Raw genomic sequence first — 23251 nt, 5'->3', positions numbered from 1 at the left:
TCAAAAAATGTCCATTTTTTCCCACCAAGGCCTGCGTTTGATTTTGGAATTTTGTCGAACAAACAACCCAAAATCATGCAACGCAGAAGCTTCTTATTTGCAGCTCCGTTAATGCTGCCATTGACTAAGTTTCCATCTTTGTCAATGTTAAACTCAAAACCTTTTGTCGTCAAAGCCGGTGATGCCCGCTTTGGCATTCATACGCCCTATAAAGGTGTCAATCCGAATGATGTTAAAATTTCGGGTAAAGATACGAATGGTCAATTGGCTGTTTTTGAGTATATTGGCAACGAGAAAGTAGGGCCGTCTTTGCACGTACACCACGATCAGGATGAGATTTTTTCTATCATTGAAGGAGATTTTTTGTTTCAGGTAGGCGATGAAAAATTTACCGTGAAGGCAGGAGATACGGTTTTCGCCCCTCGAAAAGTACCTCATACCTGGATACAGCTTTCGGAAAAAAGTAAAATCATTTATTACGTACAGCCTGCCGGCAAAATGGAAGAGTTTTTCCTGAAAATGAACGAATTAAAAGGGCCTCCGACCAAAGAACAAGCCGAAAAAATTCACGAAGTGCACGGTATGACAGTTTTAGGCCCGGGATTATCCTTAAAATAAACTTAAACTGCTCGAACAATGGTAGCCATTTATGATTATCGACTTCCCGGCCCGGCCTTGCGCGAATACGTGAGGTTATTGCAGATTGTCGGTTGTGAGTTTCCGACTTCCATGAAGGTGTTGCCTGTTAAATCCTATTGGCCACGTGCCGAAAACTGCCTGTCGTTTTTTCCAAAAGATTCCGAAAAGGTAGAATACGGGTTTGATGGAAAATTGATAGAAAGTGCACGCTCGCGTTTATATGGACAACATTCGATTGCTACTAACCGTCACGTGGGGCGTGATTTTATGGTTTTTCAGGTGCAATTTCAACCGGGTGCCTTGTTTCGCCTAACCGGCATTCCTGCGCACGAGTTGACTAACCGATTTGTGGATGCGGAAGATGTATTTTCTAACGAAATCAAGTTGGTTAACGAGCGCCTGAGCTACACCCGTCATTATACGGAGATGATTGATGTCGTAGAAAACTTTCTCCTTTATTTAATCCGAAAATCCAAAAAAGAAGAACGCCCCATTGACAAAGTAAGTCGGTTAATTCTGCGAAATCCTTCTTCGGTTTCATTGGATTGGTTAGCCGATCAGGCCTGTTTGTGTCAGCGGCAATTTTATCGCCAATTTGTTGAACGCGAGGGCGTAAGTCCAAAGTTATACACTCGTATTGCGCGTTTTGAAAATGCGATGAAAATCAAAAATGCTCAACCTGACAAAGATTGGTTGAGCGTTGCCATTGATTTGGGTTATTATGATTATCAACACTTGGTGCGAGACTTTAAAGAATTTACCAATCTGACACCCAATGCCTTCTTTTTGAAAGAAAGCCAGTCTCCGGAACGGGCTTTTGGGAAGGTGGAGACGTAATCAGTACTTGCAACCTTCCTATCGCCCACAGCAAACATTCAAATTTCAAATCCCAAGGTAAGGGCGTACCTTTACCGAATGGAAAATAATCAACAACCTTCACAAATTCTTTCAAACCTGGGCATCGAGGCCCTGAATCCGATGCAGGAAGCGGCTCAGAAAGCCATTTCGCACGACACTAATTTGCTTTTATTGGCACCAACGGGGTCCGGCAAGACCTTGGCGTTTCTTTTGCCTGTTTTGCAATTGCTTCAACCCGGGAAAACGTCGGTGCAGTGTTTGATTTTGACCCCTTCGCGCGAATTGGCCATTCAAATCGAACAGGTTTGGAAAAAAATGGGAACGGGTTTTAAAGTAAATGTGTGCTACGGCGGACACGCCATGGGAACCGAAATTCATAATTTGAGCCACCCGCCTGCGGTATTGATAGGTACACCCGGTCGAATTGCCGATCATATTTCCCGAAATTCGTTTGCTTTAGACGGTATCCAAACGTTGATTTTGGATGAGTTTGACAAATCGCTGGAAATGGGCTTTCAGGAGCAAATGTCTTTTATCATCGGGGGTTTAAGTAATCTTACCAAAAGAGTGTTGGTCTCGGCTACTTCAGGCATTGAAATTCCTGGGTTTGTAGGGATGACTTCTCCCAAAATTTTAAATTTTATTCCTGAAAACGAAGAAAAAACCGCCTTAGAAATGAAGGTGGTGATTTCAGAAGAAAAGGATAAAGTGTATACGCTGTTTGACTTGATTTGCTCACTGAATTCGGAATCCGCTTTGATTTTTTGTAATCACCGCGAGGCCGCCGAACGTACCAGCGATTTCTTGAATCACGAAGGTATTTTTGCCACGTTTTACCACGGCGGTATGAATCAGGACGACCGCGAAAAAGCGTTGATTCAGTTTAGGAACGGCAGTGTCAATTACTTGATTACGACCGATTTGGCAGCACGTGGCTTGGATATTCCCGAAATGAAACACGTCATTCATTATCATTTACCTTTGCATGAGCACGAATTTGTGCACAGAAATGGCCGTACTGCCCGAATGCACGCTTCTGGTACTTCCTATTTGATTGTTCATCAGGACGAACCTCGACCCGGCTACTTGGAAGAATCGTTGGAAGTTATCGAACTTCCGAAAAATAACCCCTTACCCAACCCACCCGAATTTGTAACAATTTATATCAGCGGTGGCAAGAAAAACAAGATCAATAAAGTGGATATTGTGGGCTTCTTTTCTCAAAAAGGCGAACTTGAAAAAGGAGACTTAGGGTTGATCGAAGTCAAGGATTTTATCTCTTTTGCCGCCGTCAAACGTTCAAAAATTAAGTCATTGCTGGGGAAAATCAGGGATGAGAAAATGAAAGGGAAGAAGTATAAGATTGAAGTGGCACGGTAAGGTATAACTGTTACGGATTGTAAGAGCGGCCTAACCTTAAATTTTCAAACATTTTCCTTGTTTCTACGTTTATAGTTACGTGAATTTAAAGCAGTTACTTCCAGTTTATCATGTTTTCTGCCAATCGATTCAAACCCAATTTGTCCATGCTTTTTAAATCGGTCAGTAACCATTATTATCTCTGTGTACTTTTTTAGCAGAGGAATTAGTAAGAATTTTGACGACAGTACTTTATATAGCTTTAACCACCCGTAACACAACATGAACCGTAGAGATGCTATCCAGCACGTTGCGCTCCTCTTGGGGGGCATGATTTCAGTTCCTGCCATGGCAGGAGTGAATGGCCAAATACTTAACTTTGGAGAAAGCGTACCCGTTACTGCCGAACAGGAGGCGTTGTTGGCTGATTTAGCCGACGTCATCATTCCAACTACTTCCACTCCCGGAGCAAAAGCCGCTGGGGTTGAGAAGTTTATCGTCCGCGTTATGCGCGATTGTTATCCCAAAGACGATCAGGAAAAATTCTATTCGGGCCTCACTCAACTCAACACAGATAGTCGTTCTTCTTTCGGTAAAAGTTTTGTGGAATTGGATGCCAAACAAAAAAATGACGCTGTAAAAGCCCTGACTGCGAGCAATAAGCCTTTCTTTCTTCGGATGAAAGAATTGACGGTAACCGGCTATTTTACTTCCGAAATCGGAGCCACCAAGGCGTTGGAATACCTGCCTATTCCAGGCCGTTTTGAAGGCTGTGTTCCATTGAAGCCAGGACAAAAAGCGTGGGCACTTTAGCCCCCTGCCCCAATGGGGAGTAATTATTTTTTACCTTACAATCAGCAAAAGAAATGTACCTTAATATAGATGCACAAAAAGAAATGACTTACGATGCCATCGTCATTGGCTCAGGAGTTAGCGGTGGCTGGGCAGCTAAAGAATTGACAGAAAAAGGATTGCGTGTATTGATGCTTGAAAAAGGGCACAAGTTGGAGCACGTAACGGGCTACGAAAACGCCATGAAAGATCCTTGGCAATCCAATTACAACGGTCGGTTGACCACGGACCAAAAAGAATCCCATCCAAAATTGAGCCGTGACTATCCCTACAATGAGATGTCGGAAAAATATTGGATGAATGATTCGGATTCATTGTACAAAGAAGTAAAACGTTTTGACTGGTTTCGTCCCAATATTGTCGGAGGGAAATCCATCATGTGGGGTCGTCAGTCGTATCGGTTGAGTGACATTGATTTTGAAGCCAACCTTAAAGACGGAATTGCTGTTGACTGGCCGATTCGTTACAAAGACATTGCGCCTTGGTACAGCTACGTAGAAAAAATTGCAGGTATCTCGGGCGAAAAATTGGGTTTGCCCCAATTGCCAGACAGCGAATTTTTGCCGCCAATGGACATGTATTGCGTGGAAAAAGAAGTACGTAAACGTATTGAGAAAGAATTTCCGGGTCGTACGATGACGATTGGGCGGGTGGCCAACTTGTCGAAACCTACTCAGGTTCAAATCAATAACGGTCGTGCTGCCTGTCAATACCGTAACAAATGTGCTTTGGGTTGCCCGTTTGGTGCCTATTTCAGTACGCAGTCGTGTACATTGCCACCGGCAGTAAAAACGGGCTTGTTGACATTGCGTCCTGAATCAGTAGTAACCAATTTGATTTATGACGAAAACAAAAAGAAGGCCACGGGCGTACGCATCATTGATGCCGTGACCATGGAAGAAAAAATATACAATGCAGGATTAATCTTTGTGTGCGGTTCGGCATTGGGTTCAACGGCTGTATTGCTTAATTCAACTTCCAATCGCTTCCCTAACGGTTTTGGAAATGACAGTGGTGAGTTAGGACATAACCTAATGGATCACCACTTCCGCATAGGAGCAAGCGGAACATGGGAAGGTGACGATGATAAATACTATTTCGGTCGTCGTGCCAACGGTATCTATGTGCCTCGTTACCGCAACATCGGCAGTGATAAACGCGATTATCTGCGCGGATTTGGTTACCAAGGTGGCGGAAGCCGTGCCAGCTGGCAGCGCAACGTGGCCGAATTAAGTTTCGGGGCAGACTTTAAGGATGAACTCACTAAACCGGGGCCATGGTCCATGGGCTTGGGCGGTTTTGGCGAAACCTTGCCACACCACGACAATAAAATGTATCTCGACCCCAAAGACAAAGACAAATGGGGAATGCCATTGGTCGTATTTGATGCTGAGTTGAGAGAAAACGAGAAGAAAATGCGCGTTGATATGGCCAATGACGCCGTTGAAATGCTCGAAAAAGCAGGTGTGAAGAACGTAAAAGCCAACGATCGCGGTTCTTGGTTAGGTATGGCGATTCACGAAATGGGAACCGCCCGGATGGGTCGTGACCCTAAAACGTCGGTTTTGAACGGTAACAACCAAGTTCATGCCTGTAAAAACGTATTCGTAACAGACGGTGCTTTTATGGTTTCCTCATCCTGCGTGAACCCATCGCTGACGTACATGGCGCTAACGGCACGTGCTGCTGACTTTGCCGTAAAAGAGAAGAAGAAAGGGAATATCTAAGAAAGTAAATAATAGCAAAAGGGTTGACAATCATCTGGTTGTCAGCCCTTTTTTGTCTATTTATTGATTAGTTTCAAACTTTCACAGTCTGCTCAGAACTTCCCTTCCGTGACCACTATTTTTGTGCCATTGGGAGCGATGCAGGTGGCCTTAAAAGTACCGCTGGGTACGGTCTTGCCACCTGCCGTTTTGATGGCCGTTACGGTCACTTCGCCATCTTCGATGCCCGAATAGGTAATGGCTTTACTCGAAAAAATAAACGCATTCCCCGTTCTACCTTTCACTTTGTATGTGCCTGTTTGGGTAACTTTTCCCACAACAATACCCACCGTTTCTTGATTGCTAACCGTAGGATTGACGGCATTTACTACCAAGCTTTCATTGTCAATCATAATTGCAATCACTTGCCCTGTCCAGTTTGCACCATTTACCTTCATCGAAACAGCTCCTAATGTGGGGATTACATCTTCTACTTTTTTGCCACAAGTGGCCGCAATGAAATTCAAGCTGATAAATACAACAAATAGTTTTTTCATTTTTATGGTTTTAAAATTACATTTTGATAAACTCTACTCTTCGGTTGTTGGCCTTACCTTCGGGGGTAGTATTGGGGGTTATAGGCTGAGTTTCTCCCTTTCCGTCGGTTTGGAGGCGGTCGGATTCGATGCCGAATTCACCGGTCAAATTTGCTTTGACAGAAGCGGCACGACGTTTGGAGAGGTCTAAATTTTCGGCTTCTTCTCCTTCAGAATCGGTATGCCCGATAATGCGTACTTTCAGGGTTGGATTTTCCTGCAATACAGCGGCTATCTGTTTGAGTATACCGTAAGACTCCGGTTTGATTTTGTCCGAATTGCTGTCAAACAAAATGCCCGTAGTGATGAACTTCCCTTCGGTCATTAGCTTGTTGCGGGTGTCTGGTGCACCTTCTGCCAAACGTATTTCTGAAAGATAATACGGCCCTTTTCCAAAAGACTGAACCGCAAATACTACTTTTTTGTAAGCAGCTCCTTCTTCAAATGCCCTCGGAATATCCCACAGTTTTTGTTCATCAAAATACACTCGCAAACGCGTTTTCTGGCGCCAAATCGAAATTTTAACAGTCGGTTTTAGCGACAAAGAGAATTTGTCTGTATCGGTAGTGTTTCTAATAACGGGCTTACGACTGGCATCAAAAGTATTGAGAGAAGAATACCCCTTGCTTTTGTTGGGGTAAAGCATTAAAACCACATTGGAGGCACCAAAGCTTGAATTGTTTAGCCTGAAAATTTTAGCAGGGTCGTTCTCAGGTGTAAACACGACATTAAGTTGGTGCAACGTATATTTGTAAGTAGGGTCGGGATTGGCTGCTAAGTTAAATTCCATCGTAAAGTTTTCGGGCAAGTTTTTTATAAAATCAGGGAAAGAGATTGTCGAATCATTGAGCTGCAACCATTTACCTTCTTTTCCTTCGATTTTCACAATTTCGCCACTTCCATTTGAATTCCACTTTACAGGAAAATCGCCGATGGCCGCTTGGGCAAAATCCTCAAAAGCCACTACTTTCTCGCCCGAGATAAAATCAAATTTGCTGTAGGTTTTGAAGTCCTGTGCAAAGCTTAAAGAGGCTACAAAGCTTAATAAAGTAAAAAGAGAATAATATTTCATGAGTTATAGTTTAATTTAAGATTTTGATAAGTTTCACCTCGGCACCAATGTGCCACAACCGCCTATTTGCGCCTCAAAACTGCCCTTTCCTGCTGGCGCGTACATATCAGCTGGAGATAGCCCAGCTTGAAATCCTGGCAAAAACGTAACCGACTGCCCTGCGCGATACAGCACCGTAGCGTTGGTTATTTTGTTGGTGGCTGTGATGGTCGTATTGCTCAGGTAGTGGATTTCGCGCTTCGATTCTTCCGTATTAAGCTCGCTATTGTAGCGGTCTTCGTCATAAGAAGCCAAGGTGAGGGCGTTGGTACAGCGGTCGGGGTTATAAACCCACATCTCTATGCCACGTGACTTGTCGGCGTCTTGGCCCAAGAAGAAGATTTTTTTGCCTACTCGATGAAGCGTTTGCCAAGGGTTGGATTTTCTATTTATTACTCTTACCCAAGCACTACCTATAGCCGTGAGTGCACTGGCTCCCGATGTTGTGAGGGTAGTTTTGTACAAAAAGTAGCTGGAAGTGCTAGTAGGGGCCATTGCCAAATAAAATATAGGGGCAGCCGGGTTGGTATCGTCAATGGCAGGAGAAGGGTTGAGATTATAGAAAGCACCTGTTCCCAGTACGCTGGAAGTATTGTTGCTGAGATTGTATTGAACCAAATTACGGCTACTCGTCCCAACTGCTCCGAGCAAAATGCCATTGGCACCACCAATCAATGTCAAATTGGCAATGCTGGTAAAATGTTCTGTAAAATTGGTGCCATCGGTACTGCTTCTGATATTCCAGTTGCCTGTTGCTATGCTTTTTACAGCTACTACCATCCGATTGCCAACAAGCTTTATTTGTACATCCTCATAACCATAGGTTGCCACTGCAACGGTGCTAATGGTGGTTCCATCTGTTTTTTTCAAGGCACCAAAACCAGACCCGGTAGAGGTCTTTAAATACAAGCTACTCGCAAACTCAGTAAACTCTGAGACAAATACACCGCCTGTGCTGATGGTACTGGCAGCGTTGGTAGTAGGATTATAACGATAAAAACCACCGCCCCCACCACCATTATTTTTAGTATAAAAAAGGCCGCCATTCCACGCATAAGTACCTGTATAGCTGGTATTTTCGGTGTCTATAGTGGAGGTGCCAGCGGCTGTGCCATCGCTGCGCCAGAGCCTTCTGAACGAGCTACCTGGGGCTCTTGGTAAAGACAAGAAATAGAGGGTATTGCCAATGGAAGAACTATTGTCAAGGTCTCTTATATCTGCTGTTGGAGGCGGTGAAATAGAGGAAGCATTAGTGGCTAAGTCCACACTTTGAATACTGGTACCAAATAGCTCCATTCTTGTGGCAAACATACGCGAACCCGCCATTTTGAGTGAAGTGATATCGGGAAATACAAATAGCCTTGAAAAATTTTCTACATTTTGAGTGCCAAGCGTTTTTTGGTTGGATTCATTAAAGTAAACAATCCCATTATTGCGTAAACCTGCCTCTGAGATACTTTCTGCGTTGTAATATAAATAATTGCCATACGACACGCTTTCCATATCGTCCGAGTTGGTAATGCCGAGCGGTTGGGTATTGACTTCTGGTGTTTCGACAGTCGTTGGGGAGGGGGTGCTGGTATAATACCACGGCTCAAAGCCCCTGCTGGCATCGCCCATGGCCGAAAAATAAACCCTACTTCCTACTTGCGTGAGGTTAGCTAATTTGGGCTGGTTGAAAAGGGAGGGCAGGAGAGTATTTGGAAAAGTTCGAATAGTGCTAACAAACCGAATCCAGTAGGTAACTCCAAAAACGAATATTGGGGTATATGATATTTGGCCTAAATAAGTATCGTTATTGTTCAGTTTTTTACCTTTGAATAAGATACCGTTATCAAAAGGAATCATCTCTATGCCATTATAACCATAATAGAAATCTACATTATTACCTGCTGTGAGGTTGGTAGCATTGAGGTTGCCAAACACATGTTCATAGACAGCACTTGCACTTCCTTTTCTACAAAACAATACGCCCCGGGAGTCTGTATAAATCATCTTATCAATCGCAACTATTTCATTTCCAGTTACGGCATCTACTACTTGGTTGACTACGCCTGTGGTGCTTATCCTCACCAATCCCAATTGATGTGTTTCTGCATATAGCTCGTTTTGACCCAAGGCTGTCGAGAAGGCGGGTGTTAGATTCATTACATTGCTGCTGGTGCTACCTGTTACAATATCCAAAAACAGCTCCACGCCAGTACCAGTAGCAGTGGTACGGTACAATTCACGGCCTAAAGCGGGAGTTTCGGCAGAAAAATATAGCCGCCCGTTCCATTTTACAATTTCAGTAATGTTGGCTCCGTTGGGGCTGTTAATGTTGCTGATTTTGGTAGCCGTATAGCCCCCGTAAAATACACGCCATAACTGCTGGTTACCACCTAAGCCATTGTCTGATGCTGTAAAATAAATATAGTTGGTGCCAGAATCATGAATGATATTACCTGCATGGGCATTTGGCGCAACATCAATGGCCCTAAATGTGCTGGTAGATACTTCCAACTCTGTCAGTCCTTGATAAGAGGAAAAATACAAGTAATTTCCTTCCATCATGAGGGCTCCACGAGGGTCGGATGATAAAGGAATGCCCGACAAAGCCGACGACATGGTAGGAGTGAGCGTTGTTGGATTGGTGATAATATAAAACTGACGATCGGCATAAACTAACACCCTGCTTCCTGCCAACCAAATTTGGGTCACATTGCCAATAGCAATCGTCGATGGGAGTGGGATTGTTTCGTGTGTATTGGTGAGTACGTTATGTCGCCGCACTTGAAAGCCATCACTGGGCGTAAAGGCACGGTAATAAACGTAGTTCCCCGTTTGAACGAAGCCATCGGGGTAAGAGCTCGAAGGCGCATCTTCTATTTCTCTGGTGATGATAGGCGACTCGCGCACGTAGCTTTCATCAAACCCTGCCCTCACGATGGTATCACCACTCGTTAGCCGCTCATTGAGCACATAGCCATTGGTAAACTGAAAAGAGGCTGTCAGCAAGGCAGTTGCGCCACTGATGATACAAGAGCCGCTGCTGCCCGTGTTGCAGCTGCCGAGTACGGCACCTGTAGCCGAGCGGGCTGTTACGGCTACATTGGGTAAGTTGCGATTGGGAGTACTGAAGTAATAGGCTTGGCAAGTAATGTTGGTTTGAGAGAGGGTCAAATGTGAAATTAGTAAGCCCGAAAAGAAAAGTATAAATTTTTTCATGGATTGAATTGTCAATTTTGTTTGATTGGTTTAAGCCGCAACCCTTAAATGTGCTTTCACGAACCGTATTCGCCGTCGTGATACTTTAAGCATTTCTCCATTCAATAACTTGATATTGAGCGTTCTACTGCCAAATTGTTCCCAGTAGTCAATTGATTTAGTAGTAATTAGCCTGTTTTTGTTGACCCGTAAAAAAGTGTCATCAGGCAATATCCTATTAAAAAGTTGTAGCGTTTTTGAGGATAATATTTTATTGCCATCTTCCAAATACACCATCGTATAGTTTCCCATCCCTTCGAGCCAAAGAATCTCTCCGATGTAGATGGGCTGTTGTAACTGCAATCGTGGACATAGTTCAATGCGTGTCTTCATGACTTTATAAAATGAAGGCAAAAAGTGTTTTTTTTCATTAAAGGGGAATGATTAGAGTTTTTTTGTGCTAAAGCCACTGAATGTACTCTATTTTTGGACTGGACTACTTTCAAAAAATGGGCAGCCTTTTAGGTTGGTACGAAATGTAGCACCCGTCTGGGCCTGAAAACCGGGCAATAATGTAATACTCCTGCTGGCATCATACACCACAGAGGTGCCCGTAACCACTGTGCCGATTGATGTGATATGGCCGTCTCCGATGGCCGTTGTTGCCTGTTCGGCACTTACCCTTGGAGTATCGGGAGGTTCAGGCAAACCAACTGTGATGCTTCCCTGAATCCCTGCATAGTAAGTCCCGGCTTCGTTAGGTACATCAGCTATGTATCGGTTGTCCGGACAGGCTTCTTTGGGTTGAAATTCATAAGCCCCTATGTCAAAAAATGTGTAGCGACTATTACTTAGAATATCAAAAGAGGGGGCAGAAGAGTAAGTCCCTGCATTCACAGCGGGGCTGGTTCGTTGCAGTCGGAAGCCATCATCGGCAGTACCGCCTATGCCATCTGGCCCAAGAAGATTAGGTTCACTGACAAATAAGGGATTGACCGCAAATAGGTTATTGGCAGCTGTTGACCCAATGCTATTTGAACTTGAATTATTAGTAAGGTATTGCGAAGATGCAAACTGTAAGATATTGTTTCTAAAATCTCGGGCATTGCCACCAGTAATATAAAAATCAGCGGAAGTTGAAGCAGTGGTAGTTCCAATGGCATTTTTATAAAAAATGTTATTATAGACTTTACAGAGCTCAATAGGAGCCCCTGCTATCTGGGGGTCGTAGGTATGGAGCGCTCCACCAGACCCTTGTGCCGCGTTATTATAAAAAGTATTATTATAAAACTGCGCAAAACCCAGGTCATTCCATACAGCTCCTCCTCCGCCCGTAGTAGCTCTGTTACCCATAAAAACGTTGTTTTTAACTACCAAACCACCATCTTGTGAAAAATAAATAGCACCACCATCATTCGTGGCCAGATTTCGGTCAAAAAGGTTGTTACTTAAAACCAAGGAAGAGGTTGTTAAACAATAAATAGCACCTCCTTGATTTGCGGTGTTATGTTTGAAAGTACAATCAGAAAATTCAAATTCTGAATTTAAGTAATTTGAACTTCTGAACCCACCACTTCTGCCTCCTTTAATGGCAAAACCCTTGATTACGACTTGATATACTCCAGCATTAGCCATCAAAACATGATTGGCGTTTTCAGTATTATTACTAATGGCTAAAGTACCACCGCTACCTGTTACTACATCATCGCCCGCAAAATCGCCCGAAAGAACGGTTTCGTTTTGTCGGGCTTTTTGGGATGAATAATCAGAAGGTGTTTCTGTTCCCAAAAATCCACCATAAATATTCAACCCACCTTTAATTGAAAAAGTGTAGTTACGGCTGGTATAGCTGCCCGAAAACCCAAACGGTAACCTATGCGGCTTATACGTTCCTTTGGCCACTAAAATGGTATTATTGTCGCAATTGTTGGCATAGTGTAAAGCAGTACCAAAAGCAGTAGCTCCTCTGAAAGCATTTTCCCAACTGCTGCCATCGTTTAGCCCTGTCGAAAGACTCCCGTTTACGTATAAAATTTGATTGGAAGGTCTCGTATTTTGGTATTCGTAAGCTCCGATATCCAATGAAATACTTGGAATAGTGTTGGGTACAAAAGGAATATCTATTTCTCTGGTTTGATTGGGCATATCAATCCCTTCCGTAGAACCATTCACCCCTTTATCAATGCCGGGGCTGCAAGCCGTAATTCGCAGACCGTCGTCGCGACTACCCCATTTTCCGTCAATCCCCTCCGGAAAATCTACATTGATAAACAGAGGGTTTGCACTGAAACAATTGCTGCAGGGAAGAGTAGGCGAGCCATACCCATCCTGTAAGTTGCATGAAGACCCTGTAACTCTACTTCCGTTGTTGGCAATGCCCGGTAAACTGGCACTTGTATTATCCCAAATAATGACATTGGTGAGATACGGATTGGAATTATAATTGTACATAGCGCCTCCCGCCACACTTGCCGTGTTTTGTATAATGGTGCAATTCCTGATGTCGGCTGCCGAACCTTCGTGGTTATAAATACCTCCACCACCTGCAAATGCGATATTGAGGGCGATAACAGAGATGGTGATAAAAGGGTTACAAGCTGTATTGAGAATACCCCCACCATCATTAGCCCTATTTTCGACAATAGCACAAAGGGCTATTCTGATAGGTGAATAAACGCAAAGTATGCCCCCGCCCCAACTCCGAAAATAAGTGCGTCCAGCTACTGTAATACTTGTCGCACCGTTGGCATTGCCATTCTTTATTGTAAAACGCTCTAAGGTAGTAATGTTAGAGCAGTCTATGGCGGTTACTACGTGGTAAGCATTGTCGAACGCATCGTTCAGCACGCCAAAGTCCCCGCTCAGAATGGTTTCGTTGAGGTGTGAGTTTCGGAGTATGCGGGCGGTTTCTGTTCCTGCAAAACCGCCGTAAATCTTAACTCCTGATTTTAACTGAAAAGTGTTATTACGATTGCTGGCGCTGGCCGTGCCGCAAGTTGTACAGCCACTTGGAAAAGCACTTGGGTAATACGTACCTGCCGCCACCCAAATCTCATCAGATGGAACACTCGTGTTTATCATGGCTTGCAAATTGCTCGAAGCATTGGCCCAAGAGCTACCATCACCTGTGCCGGTGGGGAGGGGTTTTACATAGCGTATCAGGGCATAAGAAGGCCAACAGTAAGGATGAAATGAACTTTTTCATTGGGGGATTTTCAAAATTATGAACTTTTTAAGCCTCAAGAACAACTCTATTTCGTTTCGAAATTGTTTAACGGATTGCTTAATAATCAATACATTAAAAGTAATGCCAAGCGACATGGCAGTTCCCTCTTCGATATAGCATTGCGCGGTAGTCTTAAAAGTTGTTTACTTCTCCAGCAGAATCTGAGCACGGGTATTGGCGGCGGGAAGTTGGGGAACGTACTTCGCGTCATTGATAAGGAAAATGTCACCAAAGCTGATTTCTTCAAATGTGACCCCGGTGGCAGTAAAGTTTACGATGCCGAAGGCGGGAATATCAGTCGTTTCGGTACCACCTGCCGTATTGGTAGTGACGATTGTCGCACCATCTAGAATCGTTACATAATTGATACCTTCTTTTTTGTAAAGTGCGATTACAGCAGTAATATTTTTGGAAGCGATGGTGATATTATTTCCAAAAAATAGTTTCAAATCAGCCTCTACCAACGGTTGAACCTCGTCAATGGGCAACAGTTTATAGGTAGAATTGCTTTTAAACCGCAGGTACTCGGTGAGATTGGTCGTGTTCTTATAGTTGGCAAAAGGTTGGGTTTGGCTTACCGTATATTTTGTGTCGGTAAACTCAATGGTCGCGTTTGCCTTGGCTGTCAATGTCGTAGCAGATAGGTTTTTTGCCGATTTAATCGTCCACTTTCCCACTAAAGAAGGCTTGATGGGAACCACCTCGTCTGATTTTTTTGCACAACTAAAAGTAAATAACAACAGAAGTGTCCAATGCAGTATTTTTTTCATTATTCGCAATGTTTTTAGAGTGTTCGTGAGAGAATTTGAAAGACAGAAAATACTAAACAGTAAAGCTGATGGTTTAGCAAAGGTCTGAAATTCAATGATGTCAAAAATCACATCATTGGGTGAAAGGGATTCTACTTGCTCAGGCAGGTAGAACTACTCAGTAGAGTTTTTTACGTGAAATCGGAGGAAATGAGCGGCTTTTTGAGTCGAAGGCGGCAAGGAGAAACAGAATTTTAAAGGCGTTGATAAGAAACGCTTTATAGGATTTTTAACGATTATTTTTCGTTGAAAGAATTTGCTTAGGAATAAGGCACAATAAGAAAAGGCGAGACTTTATTTGGCATAAATTGTAAACTGCTCACATGATTGGGGTAGACTACACAATTCGGTCACGAACGGCTTTGACTACGGCTTCGGTATTTGACTTGACATGGAGTTTGTCGTAAATATTTTTAAGGTGCGTTCTGACGGTGTCAATACTCAATTTGAGCTCTACTGCAATCAGTTTATAACTGAGTCCTTCCACCAGCCAACGTAGTACTTCGAGTTCTTTGGGCGTGAGATTATAATCGGCTGGCGCTGTTTTGGAAAAGAACTGTACTACTTTTCGGGCAATTAACGGAGACATGGGAGCCCCTCCGTCCATCACTTCTTGAATCGCTTCCAGGACTTTTTGTGGTGGTGTTTTTTTTAACAAATACCCAATTGCTCCTGCCTGCATGGCTTTAAATACCCGGTCTTCGTCTTCAAAAACCGTCAACATCAGGATATGTAAACGTTTAAAATGGGCCTTCAGGAGTTTTACCGCTTCGATACCCGTAATACGAGGCATGTCTATGTCCATCAGAATAACATCGGGCTGTGTGCGTGTAATGTTTTCAACGATATCGATTGGATTGGCAAAGCACCCCACTACTTCAAAACCCGTGCTGAAATTCAGGAAATGGAATAGACCTTCGCGAAAATCGTCGTTGTCGTCAACGATTACTACGCGGATGTTATACGACTGAGACATGTGTCGGTTGTTTGCTTGTAAGTTAAGAAGTAAAGGTAGGGGTTTGATTTCTGCTTTATATCACATGATTGAGTAAGAAAGCTCACCCAATCATGTGAATATAAATGTCAGTTCCTCTGTTTTGTTGACTGTCTATTCGGATGGTGCCGCTCAATTCTTTTGCACGTTGCCGCATATTTTCCAGACCATTACGCATCGTAGGTTTAAGCGGGTCAAACCCTTGACCATTGTCCCGAACTACCAAATTCAGGGCCCGTTTTTCTATTCTTAATTCTATTTTCAATTCCGTACCCCCCGAATGTTTGACGGTGTTATTGATACTTTCCTTTAAAATTAGATAAAGATTCCGTCGGGTTTTCATCGGGATTTTGAGCTTTCGGAAGTTAGGGCCGATGTCAAAACGAAGTTGAATGCCTTTGGTTTCGGTTATGGTATAGGCATACTCCTTGGTGCGCAAAACGATACTTTCGAGGGTATCGTCTTTGGGGTTGATAGCCCAAACAATGTCATCCATGCTCTCCAAGACCTTTTGTGCATTTTTGGTTATGCTTTCCATGAACTTTCGACTTTGGGCTTCGTCAATGTTTAGGGATTTTTGAGCCGATTCACTGAGCATTGTAATACTGCTCAAGGTCGACCCTACTTCGTCGTGCAAGTCTCGGGAAATTGAATTACGTAAATGATGAAGTTCTAGAATGTGTTTTAGGCGATAGCGATACAGACCGTAGAAAAAGGCTGTAATACCCGCAAAAAGCAACCCAAAAAACCACCAACTTCGGTAATAGGGGGTAGTGACAAAAATTTGGAACTCCGCAATGTAAGAAGCAATAGCACCGTCGGTACTGAGTGCCTGTACTTTGAAGGTGTAATAGCCACCGGTGAGATTTGTATAGCTGACTTCACGGTGGGTGTTGCCGTTTTTCCAAACTTGGTCAAAACCTTCCAATTGATAGCGAAATGTTATTTTTTCGGGATGTTCAAACTCGACGACTGAATAATGGAATGTAATGATGTTTTGGTCGTAATTGACCTTAAATGGTTTCTTTATTGCGCTAAAATCAATGTTTTGTCTCTTTTCTGAAAGCTCAAAATCTGTCAAAATCGGCTCGTACATTTTAGGGGTATTTCGAGTTTGGAGAGGGTCAAAATAATTGACTCCTTCTTCCTGATTAAGGTAAAGATTCCCGTTGTTTTCATACATAAAACCGTAGAAATAATTGCTGAGCAGACCATCATTTTCCGTAAATAATTGAAAATTTTCGGTAACAGGGTCAAAATTAAGCAGGCCATCGCTGATACTCATCCATAATTTGCCGGCTTTATCAACGGTCAATCCGTTCTTGAACCGCAGTTTTTTATTGTTCCCATAGCTTTTCCAACTATTAATAACCTGATGATTGCTGATTTTTAAAAATTCATCGCTGTACGCCACCCATATAGTTTCAGCGGAATCAATATCCATAGCGAATACATTCCGGCGTGGTCCGATTTTTTCAACAACTTTTTGGGCTTCAACGTCAAAAATATCCAATCCATTTGGAGTAACTAAGGCGATTTTTTGCTTGTTCAGCAGTTTTACATCATATACATACGTGTGACTGATGGATTGTGGGTTGGTAGTATCGGATATGTATGCCGTTATTTTTTCAGTCGGAAAATCAACTTTTAACAATCCGATTTCTGAACCGATCCAGGCATTGTCAAATCGGTCAAACAAAATTTTCCAACAAAGCAATTCCGGTTTTAAATGCTTTGTCGGCAGGGTTCGTATGCGTAAATCAGGCTCAATAATTAACAATGATTTGATCGACAATACCCAAAGCCTTTTATAGCGATCATATTTGATTTGAGTGATTCCTGTCCCCGGCATTTCAAAAGATTTAATGACTTTTTGTTGCACTTTATCGTACAAAAACAAACCGAACTCCGAATTGGCTACCCACTCAAGGTGTGGTTCGGAAGCATGTTGAACAATTTGCCGAACCCTGCTGATGTTGTATTTTCTAAAAAAAGGAAACAGTTCTTTATGAATCCGAAATTTTGTAGGGTTGGCTCGGTAAAGACCTTGGTCGGTACTTAACCAAATGTTGTGTTTGCTGTCCTGAAAAATATGAAAGATTCTACGGTAATGAAAACCGTTGATTTCGTTGCAACGGGCATTGAAATCCCGGTAGGCATTTTTGTTTTCAGGGTTCAGTAGGGCCAATCCGCCCGTGACCAATCCGCACCACAACACCTTTGGGCCGGTTTGGTCGGGCAGAGTTGTAATGCTTCTGATTACCTTACGTTCGGGATTGATTTCGGTGAGCCGGGGACGTGAAAATTGCCCGTTTCGAAAGTTAACTTCCCATATTCTTCGTTCGGTATCACAGTAAATCCATTGGTTGGGCTTAGTAGAGTAGATGATCCATTCGGTGGAGGGTTTAGGCGCTCGAAACCATTTCTGGGTATAGATATCATAACTTATCCATTCTTCATTGGTCGCAATGATAAGGGTAGTGGGATTGACCTTGATTATTTTAAAGGGTGTACTGAATGAACGGATGGCGGTGGTATCCAAATGTTCAGTATTCAAATCGTACCGGTAGAGCCCGGTTTCGCGGGCTATCCAAAAACATCGGTTAGGGATGTCATTTAGCAACGTAAATTTTTGTTTTACCTTTTTATTAAGACCGTTGAATTCGTTACTTTTCATATTTGATTTTAATAAAAATCGGTCTTGGATGGGATCATATTTAAATAGATTGGCGTTACGGGTAGCCCAAATTTCGCCTCTGTCATCTATAAATACTTCGGAGGAAGGCTGGGCATCGGTTTTTGTACTGTCTGTTAAACTATAGTGTCGTACATCGACCCCGTCTAAGCGATCAACTCCCTGAAACGTAGCTGCCCAAATAAAATGCTGGCGGTCTTCCACCACGTTAAAAATGTAATTGTCAGAAAGTCCGTCGCGGGTAGAGTACCGTTGGAAGATGAGGTCATTGGGCAATTGCGCTGCCGCAACGCACCACCACAACAAAAAAATCAGAAGGGTAAAGGTTCTTGTCGGTAACATTTTGCACTCGTAAAGTAGGCAATTTGGTTAAAAAACTTTAAAAACTATTCACGAATCCACTATTTGAATTCGTTCTTGAAATAATTACCTATTTTTGCAACGGTTCATGGTCGAGTTTATAAATGAAGGTAATTGACTTTCTCACTTAAACCCCGTCTACACTTTATACTTACTTTATGCCTCTTAAAAAGAAAAAAGTTGGTAGCTATCCCAACGCCATGATTATTGCCAGTCTTACGGCTGCTTTGTTTTTAATTGGTTTCTGCGGATTGATGGTTATGCAGTCCAAAAAATTGATTTCAATCATCAAGCAAAACATCGAAGTGCGGGTGATGCTTGATAAAGAATTAGATTCTACCCAAGTTGCTGATGTACAAAAAAAGATTGCAGTAAAACCCTTTGTACTAAATATTGAGGGAAAGCCTCAGGTACTGTTTTTCTCCAAAGACGAAGCGGCCAAAGAATTTATTACGGATACGAAAGAAGATTTTACGGCATTTTTGGGAGAAAATCCCCTTCATGACAGCTACCGTGTACGACTGCAGGAAGACTTTTTTGAAGATACCAAACTCAAACTAATCAAAACGGAGTTAGAAAAGATAGAAGGCGTTTTTGAGGTAGTTTATCAGGAAAACTTAGCCGACCAAATCAATAAAAACCTCACTAAGATTTACCTTATTTTGGCCACTTTTGCGGTTATAATGCTCATAATCATTGTGTTGTTGATGAACAATACCATTCGTTTGGCTTTGTATTCTCAACGATTCTTGATTCGGAGTATGCAGTTGGTAGGAGCTACGGATGGATTCATTCAAAAGCCTTTTCTTAAAAACGGAGCCGTTCAGGGCTTGATCAGCGGGGTCATTGCCGCGGGCCTGATTGTCGCACTCCAACAGATTGCACTGCGCCAAATCGAAGGATTACACATTTTGCAGGAGTATGAAAAACTTGGATTCTTATTATTGGCCGTCATTGTTTTGGGGGCTTTAATTGGAATTGCCAGTACATTTCAGGCTTTGGCGAGGTATTTGCGAATGGCTTTGGATGATTTATATTAATCGGAAACGATTACCAAACAGGGAATAAAAACGAAAAACAGATAAAATTTTTAAAATGAAAAAGAACGCACTTCCTTTTAGTAAAAGTAATTTCACCTTTATGATTATCGGCATTGTGCTGATTTTAGGTGGTTTTGTCATTATGAGTATGGATTCAGCCGAGTTTGGTTTCGGTGTTTTAGGCTTGACCGTTGGTCCTTTAGTCGTCATGTCGGGTTTTGTTGTAGAGTTTTTTGCCATCCTTCGTAAACCTGCTTCAACAGAGAAGTAGCAAACTGTCTATCTGTTATTCGCAGGGTGGATTCGCAGGCACTTTTGCTGGTCAGTTCTTACTGCTTGAATAACATAACTTATATTCAATGAATTTTCTCCAAGCACTCATTCTTGCCGTAATCGAAGGCATTACGGAGTATCTTCCTATTTCTTCCACGGGTCACATGATTTTGGCATCCTCTTTTATGGGAATTGCTTCCGACCGTTTTGTTAAATTCTTTACAGTTGCCATTCAGTTAGGGGCTATTTTGTCGGTGGTAGTGCTGTATTTCAAACGCTTTTTTCGCAGCTTAGACTTTTATTTCAAACTCGTCGTGGCCTTTATTCCAAGTGCTGTTTTTGGAGTATTGTTCAGCGATGCCATTGATGCCCTGCTCGAAAGTCCTTTGGGAGTAGCTATTTCGCTGTTGGTGGGAGGGATTATTCTGTTGTTTGTAGATAAATGGTTTACCAAAACCTTCATTGAAGATTCAGACGAAATAGATTACCTGACTGCCTTTAAAATTGGCTTTTTTCAATGCCTTGCCATGGTACCGGGCGTATCGCGTTCGGGAGCAACCATCGTGGGAGGTATGTCACAACGACTTTCACGGAAAGCAGCTGCCGAATTTTCTTTTTTTCTGGCCGTACCTACTATGTTTGCAGCAACGGCTAAGAAAGCCTACGATTTGTACAAAGACGGTTTCGTTTTGACGGACGAACAGATTAAAATTTTGGCAATTGGAAATGTGGTTGCCTTTGTGGTAGCAATGTTGGCTATCAAGTTTTTTATTGATTTCCTGACCAAATACGGCTTCCGTGTTTTTGGTTGGTACCGTATCATCGTTGGCGGAGCTATTTTAGTGTTATTGCTGATGGGATATAAATTGCAGGTAGTTTAAACCTTGATAAATGACTGAAACTACTTCAAATACGCCCGAAGAAGGGGAGGTAATTTTGTTGAATAAACCTCTCATCTGGACCTCTTTCGACGCCGTAAATAAGATAAAAAAGGCCTGTAAGATTAAAAAAATCGGACACGCAGGAACTTTGGATCCTTTGGCTACTGGTTTGCTGATACTTTGTACGGGCAAGAAAACCAAAGAAATAGATGCCTATCAAGGGGCCGAAAAAGAATATACCGGGAAATTAGTGTTGGGAAAAACTACGCCTTCCGTTGACCTCGAAACCACTTTTAACGCTGAATATCCTGTCGACCACATCACACATGAATTACTAAACGCAGCAGTTCAGCAATTGACAGGTACGATTGAACAATATCCTCCGATTTATTCTGCCGTAAAAATGGGCGGAGAACGCCTTTACAAGAAAGCTCGAAGGGGCGAAGCTGTGGAGATAAAACCGCGCACGGTAACTGTCTCGGTTTTTGAAATTGACGATACGAATTTTCCCGAAGTTAGTTTCCGAATCGTCTGTTCTAAAGGTACCTACATTCGCAGTTTAGTGCGCGATGTAGGAATGCTGGTACAATCAGGGGCCTATATGAGAGAACTCTGCCGAACTCGAATCGGTGATTTTTGGTTAAAAGATGCCGATGAAATAGATGATTTTGTGAAAAGAAAGAGGGAAGAATTAGGAATAAATTAAAAGTTGAAAATTCCCATTTCGGGACGGTCCCGCAGCGGCGTACCGTGCCGCTGCGGTTAGGGGCTAATGCTAATGAATGTTTATTACGATATAGTTGATTTTCAGCCGCTTCAAAATGCTATTGTTACCAGCGGTACCTTTGACGGAGTGCATTTGGGGCATCAAAAAATACTGAATCGCCTACGCGAAGCAGCTGAAATACACGGGGGTGAAACGGTCGTTCTGACGTTTTGGCCTCATCCTCGTATGGTGGTTTCCAAAGACAGTCAAAACCTGAAACTGCTTTCTACGTTAGCTGAAAAGATTGAATCATTGCGCCAAAACGGAGTGCAACATTTAGTCGTCATTCCCTTTACCCGCGAATTCAGCGAACTGTCGTCGGAGGAGTTTATTCAACAGATAGTAGTGGAAAGAATCGGTACCAAACGATTAGTGATTGGATATGACCATCATTTTGGTCGCAATCGCGAAGGAAGTTTTGAATACCTTCAACAAAATGCTCCGCGTTACGGATTTGAAATTGAAGAAATTCCCCGTCAGGAAATTGACCATTTAACCGTAAGTTCCACCAAAATACGTCACTCTTTAATGGAAGGAGAAACCAACGTTGCCAACGAACTTTTGGGTCGTAACTATTCCTTTTCAGGATTGGTGGTAAAAGGTCGGCAACTGGGTCGCACGATTGGTTATCCGACGGCCAACGTCCAAATTTCAGAATCGTACAAATTGATACCTGTCGATGGCATCTACGCCGTTTGGGTGAAGGTGCGGGAACAACTGTTTAAGGGAGTAATGAGTATCGGTTTTCGCCCGACCGTTAGTGGCATTGGACGAACGCAGGAAGTGTATATATTTAACTTTAAGGAAGATATTTACGGTGAAAAAATAACCGTTGAACTTGTAAAATACATTCGTCCTGAGCTCAAATTTGATGGACTGGATGCCCTCAAAAAAGCGATAGACCAAGACTGTGTGGACGCGTTGGCCGTTTTACAATAAATTGATTCGTTCCATCAATTCCGGCTTATTGGAATTACTTTCTCCTCAATGACCAGATTTGACTCCTCAATATCCACTATTTTGGAGAGATTAATAATAAAACTTCGGTGTACGCGGAAGAAGATAGAAACGGGTAATTTTTCTTCTAAGGTTTTCATGGTTGTGTAGATGACGTGACTGCCCCGATTTGTTCGGATTTTGGCGTAGTCTCCAACGTTTTCAATGTATAAAATATCCTGATAAGCCAAACGAATATAACGACCTTCTTCTTTGACAAAGATGTCATTCGAATCAATTTTTGGAGAAGTATCTGTTTTTGCGGCAACGGAATTTTTTTGCTCCAGAATTTTATCAATAGCCTGCATGAATCGAGGCAGGGTGATGGGCTTTTTTAAATAATCATTTACCTGATACTGAAAAGCATCGAACGCATATTCGGTTTTGGAGGTTGTCATGATGACCAAGGGCATATACGGAAGTTGGTCAAGCAATTGTAATCCGTTTAGACCGAGCAATTCAACATCCAAAAAAAGGAGATCAATCTCTTGACTTTTCAGAACTTTAAGGGCTTCTTCTGCATCCTCACAAATGGCTGCTACCTCCAATTCATTCCGTTTGTCACACAATCTTTCGAGCGCTTTTCGGGCCATTAATTCGTCATCAACAATCAGGCATTTCAGGGTCATGATTCGGTTAATTTTTGATATTGCCGTATTACAGAAGGAAGTTTCTGTTTGAAATCAGTTAAGAAATGAGTTAAAGCGTTAGAAATCTTCTCAAAAGAGTGTTGATTGTCACAATCTAACTCTATTTGTTGAAGTTGTTCGAATAAGCCTGTCAGGCCTAGGGCAATTGCATGAAGTGGTAAGTTAGCCCGACCTTTGGGAAATGAATGTAGCTGAATTTTTCTTTGAGTTGGACGACCCTCGCCGGGACGGAAGCTGTTATCACGTCCTATCGG

The 23251-nt window shown here is 42.7% G+C and carries 20 protein-coding genes; 10 read left to right on the top strand and 10 right to left on the bottom strand.

The window, feature by feature from the left end; all coding sequences use genetic code 11:
* Window positions 1-75: 75 nt before the first annotated feature.
* From Q0081_RS30150 to Q0081_RS30130, 5 genes are all read left to right on the top strand, one after another.
* The gene (locus tag Q0081_RS30150; RefSeq protein ID WP_298362390.1) at window positions 76-618 is read left to right on the top strand and encodes a cupin domain-containing protein; all 543 of its coding nucleotides are present in this window, start codon (window positions 76-78) and stop codon (window positions 616-618) included.
* 18 nt (window positions 619-636) lie between these two features.
* Window positions 637-1476 (top strand): AraC family transcriptional regulator, encoded by an 840-nt coding sequence (locus tag Q0081_RS30145; RefSeq protein WP_298362387.1) that lies wholly within the window; start codon window positions 637-639, stop codon window positions 1474-1476.
* Window positions 1477-1554: 78 nt separating this feature from the next.
* A complete protein-coding gene (locus tag Q0081_RS30140) occupies window positions 1555-2877 on the top strand; it encodes a DEAD/DEAH box helicase (protein WP_298362384.1) in 1323 nt (440 codons plus the stop codon).
* A gap of 261 nt (window positions 2878-3138) precedes the next feature.
* Window positions 3139-3669: a gluconate 2-dehydrogenase subunit 3 family protein gene (locus Q0081_RS30135; RefSeq protein ID WP_298362381.1), complete on the top strand. Its 531-nt coding sequence runs from the start codon at window positions 3139-3141 to the stop codon at window positions 3667-3669.
* 53 nt (window positions 3670-3722) lie between these two features.
* Window positions 3723-5435, top strand: a complete 1713-nt coding sequence (locus Q0081_RS30130; protein ID WP_298362378.1) for a GMC oxidoreductase — start codon at window positions 3723-3725, stop codon at window positions 5433-5435.
* 92 nt (window positions 5436-5527) lie between these two features.
* On the opposite strand, the gene Q0081_RS30125 is transcribed toward Q0081_RS30130, so the two are convergent.
* The 8 genes from Q0081_RS30125 to Q0081_RS30090 form a co-directional block, all read right to left on the bottom strand.
* Window positions 5528-5971 carry a DUF6252 family protein gene (locus Q0081_RS30125; protein WP_298362375.1) on the bottom strand — a complete coding sequence of 148 codons (444 nt, stop codon included), beginning with the start codon at window positions 5969-5971 and terminating at the stop codon, window positions 5528-5530.
* A 16-nt stretch (window positions 5972-5987) separates the two neighbouring features.
* Entirely contained in the window at window positions 5988-7082 is a 1095-nt protein-coding gene (locus Q0081_RS30120; protein WP_298362372.1) for an OmpA family protein, read from the bottom strand.
* 33 nt (window positions 7083-7115) lie between these two features.
* Window positions 7116-10328, bottom strand: coding sequence for a 3-coathanger stack domain-containing protein (locus Q0081_RS30115; RefSeq protein WP_298362370.1), 3213 nt, complete (start codon window positions 10326-10328; stop codon window positions 7116-7118).
* A gap of 30 nt (window positions 10329-10358) precedes the next feature.
* Window positions 10359-10700, bottom strand: coding sequence for a LytTR family DNA-binding domain-containing protein (locus Q0081_RS30110; RefSeq protein ID WP_298362367.1), 342 nt, complete (start codon window positions 10698-10700; stop codon window positions 10359-10361).
* Between the two features lie 87 nt (window positions 10701-10787).
* Entirely contained in the window at window positions 10788-13388 is a 2601-nt protein-coding gene (locus Q0081_RS30105) for a 3-coathanger stack domain-containing protein (RefSeq protein ID WP_298362364.1), read from the bottom strand.
* A gap of 288 nt (window positions 13389-13676) precedes the next feature.
* A complete protein-coding gene (locus tag Q0081_RS30100) occupies window positions 13677-14303 on the bottom strand; it encodes a hypothetical protein (RefSeq protein WP_298362361.1) in 627 nt (208 codons plus the stop codon).
* Between the two features lie 376 nt (window positions 14304-14679).
* On the bottom strand, window positions 14680-15318 hold the full coding sequence (locus Q0081_RS30095; RefSeq protein WP_298362358.1) for a response regulator transcription factor: 639 nt from the start codon (window positions 15316-15318) through the stop codon (window positions 14680-14682).
* A gap of 82 nt (window positions 15319-15400) precedes the next feature.
* Window positions 15401-18373, bottom strand: coding sequence for a sensor histidine kinase (locus Q0081_RS30090; RefSeq protein ID WP_298362356.1), 2973 nt, complete (start codon window positions 18371-18373; stop codon window positions 15401-15403).
* A 176-nt stretch (window positions 18374-18549) separates the two neighbouring features.
* On the opposite strand from Q0081_RS30090, the gene Q0081_RS30085 reads away from it, so the two are divergent.
* The 5 genes from Q0081_RS30085 to Q0081_RS30065 all read left to right on the top strand — a co-directional run bounded on the left by Q0081_RS30085 (window position 18550) and on the right by Q0081_RS30065 (window position 22290).
* Window positions 18550-19431, top strand: coding sequence for an ABC transporter permease (locus Q0081_RS30085; protein WP_298362353.1), 882 nt, complete (start codon window positions 18550-18552; stop codon window positions 19429-19431).
* Between the two features lie 55 nt (window positions 19432-19486).
* Complete coding sequence (locus tag Q0081_RS30080; RefSeq protein WP_298362350.1) at window positions 19487-19702, top strand: DUF3098 domain-containing protein; 216 nt, start codon at window positions 19487-19489, stop codon at window positions 19700-19702.
* Between the two features lie 88 nt (window positions 19703-19790).
* On the top strand, window positions 19791-20585 hold the full coding sequence (locus tag Q0081_RS30075; protein WP_298362347.1) for an undecaprenyl-diphosphate phosphatase: 795 nt from the start codon (window positions 19791-19793) through the stop codon (window positions 20583-20585).
* 10 nt (window positions 20586-20595) lie between these two features.
* Window positions 20596-21291 carry a tRNA pseudouridine(55) synthase TruB gene (gene truB / locus Q0081_RS30070; protein WP_298362343.1) on the top strand — a complete coding sequence of 232 codons (696 nt, stop codon included), beginning with the start codon at window positions 20596-20598 and terminating at the stop codon, window positions 21289-21291.
* Window positions 21292-21363: 72 nt separating this feature from the next.
* Complete coding sequence (locus tag Q0081_RS30065; RefSeq protein WP_298362340.1) at window positions 21364-22290, top strand: bifunctional riboflavin kinase/FAD synthetase; 927 nt, start codon at window positions 21364-21366, stop codon at window positions 22288-22290.
* 14 nt (window positions 22291-22304) lie between these two features.
* Here the strand turns inward: Q0081_RS30065 and Q0081_RS30060 are convergent, their stop codons facing one another.
* Window positions 22305-22976, bottom strand: a complete 672-nt coding sequence (locus Q0081_RS30060; protein ID WP_298362337.1) for a LytTR family DNA-binding domain-containing protein — start codon at window positions 22974-22976, stop codon at window positions 22305-22307.
* A partial coding sequence (locus Q0081_RS30055) for a hypothetical protein (RefSeq protein ID WP_298362334.1) occupies window positions 22973-23251 on the bottom strand: 279 nt, incomplete at its 5' end. The genes Q0081_RS30060 and Q0081_RS30055, both read right to left, overlap by 4 nt.

The organism is Runella sp., from assembly GCF_027484545.1.
In the GTDB taxonomy this organism is placed as follows: domain Bacteria; phylum Bacteroidota; class Bacteroidia; order Cytophagales; family Spirosomataceae; genus Runella.
This window is presented reverse-complemented; position numbering and strand designations above follow the sequence as displayed.

What these genes read in the sequence shown, in the direction of transcription:
- Q0081_RS30130 (WP_298362378.1), top strand. Translation starts at nt 3,723, where the DNA reads ATGTACCTTAATATAGATGCACAAAAAGAAATGACTTACGATGCCATC.
- Q0081_RS30115 (WP_298362370.1), bottom strand. Translation starts at nt 10,328, where the DNA reads ATGAAAAAATTTATACTTTTCTTTTCGGGCTTACTAATTTCACATTTG.
- Q0081_RS30075 (WP_298362347.1), top strand. Translation starts at nt 19,791, where the DNA reads ATGAATTTTCTCCAAGCACTCATTCTTGCCGTAATCGAAGGCATTACG.
- Q0081_RS30135 (WP_298362381.1), top strand. Translation starts at nt 3,139, where the DNA reads ATGAACCGTAGAGATGCTATCCAGCACGTTGCGCTCCTCTTGGGGGGC.
- Q0081_RS30065 (WP_298362340.1), top strand. Translation starts at nt 21,364, where the DNA reads ATGAATGTTTATTACGATATAGTTGATTTTCAGCCGCTTCAAAATGCT.
- Q0081_RS30120 (WP_298362372.1), bottom strand. Translation starts at nt 7,082, where the DNA reads ATGAAATATTATTCTCTTTTTACTTTATTAAGCTTTGTAGCCTCTTTA.
- Q0081_RS30085 (WP_298362353.1), top strand. Translation starts at nt 18,550, where the DNA reads ATGCCTCTTAAAAAGAAAAAAGTTGGTAGCTATCCCAACGCCATGATT.
- Q0081_RS30150 (WP_298362390.1), top strand. Translation starts at nt 76, where the DNA reads ATGCAACGCAGAAGCTTCTTATTTGCAGCTCCGTTAATGCTGCCATTG.
- Q0081_RS30080 (WP_298362350.1), top strand. Translation starts at nt 19,487, where the DNA reads ATGAAAAAGAACGCACTTCCTTTTAGTAAAAGTAATTTCACCTTTATG.
- Q0081_RS30090 (WP_298362356.1), bottom strand. Translation starts at nt 18,373, where the DNA reads ATGTTACCGACAAGAACCTTTACCCTTCTGATTTTTTTGTTGTGGTGG.
- truB (WP_298362343.1), top strand. Translation starts at nt 20,596, where the DNA reads ATGACTGAAACTACTTCAAATACGCCCGAAGAAGGGGAGGTAATTTTG.
- Q0081_RS30060 (WP_298362337.1), bottom strand. Translation starts at nt 22,976, where the DNA reads ATGACCCTGAAATGCCTGATTGTTGATGACGAATTAATGGCCCGAAAA.
- Q0081_RS30125 (WP_298362375.1), bottom strand. Translation starts at nt 5,971, where the DNA reads ATGAAAAAACTATTTGTTGTATTTATCAGCTTGAATTTCATTGCGGCC.
- Q0081_RS30095 (WP_298362358.1), bottom strand. Translation starts at nt 15,318, where the DNA reads ATGTCTCAGTCGTATAACATCCGCGTAGTAATCGTTGACGACAACGAC.
- Q0081_RS30105 (WP_298362364.1), bottom strand. Translation starts at nt 13,388, where the DNA reads ATGATAAACACGAGTGTTCCATCTGATGAGATTTGGGTGGCGGCAGGT.
- Q0081_RS30100 (WP_298362361.1), bottom strand. Translation starts at nt 14,303, where the DNA reads ATGAAAAAAATACTGCATTGGACACTTCTGTTGTTATTTACTTTTAGT.
- Q0081_RS30140 (WP_298362384.1), top strand. Translation starts at nt 1,555, where the DNA reads ATGGAAAATAATCAACAACCTTCACAAATTCTTTCAAACCTGGGCATC.
- Q0081_RS30145 (WP_298362387.1), top strand. Translation starts at nt 637, where the DNA reads ATGGTAGCCATTTATGATTATCGACTTCCCGGCCCGGCCTTGCGCGAA.
- Q0081_RS30110 (WP_298362367.1), bottom strand. Translation starts at nt 10,700, where the DNA reads ATGAAGACACGCATTGAACTATGTCCACGATTGCAGTTACAACAGCCC.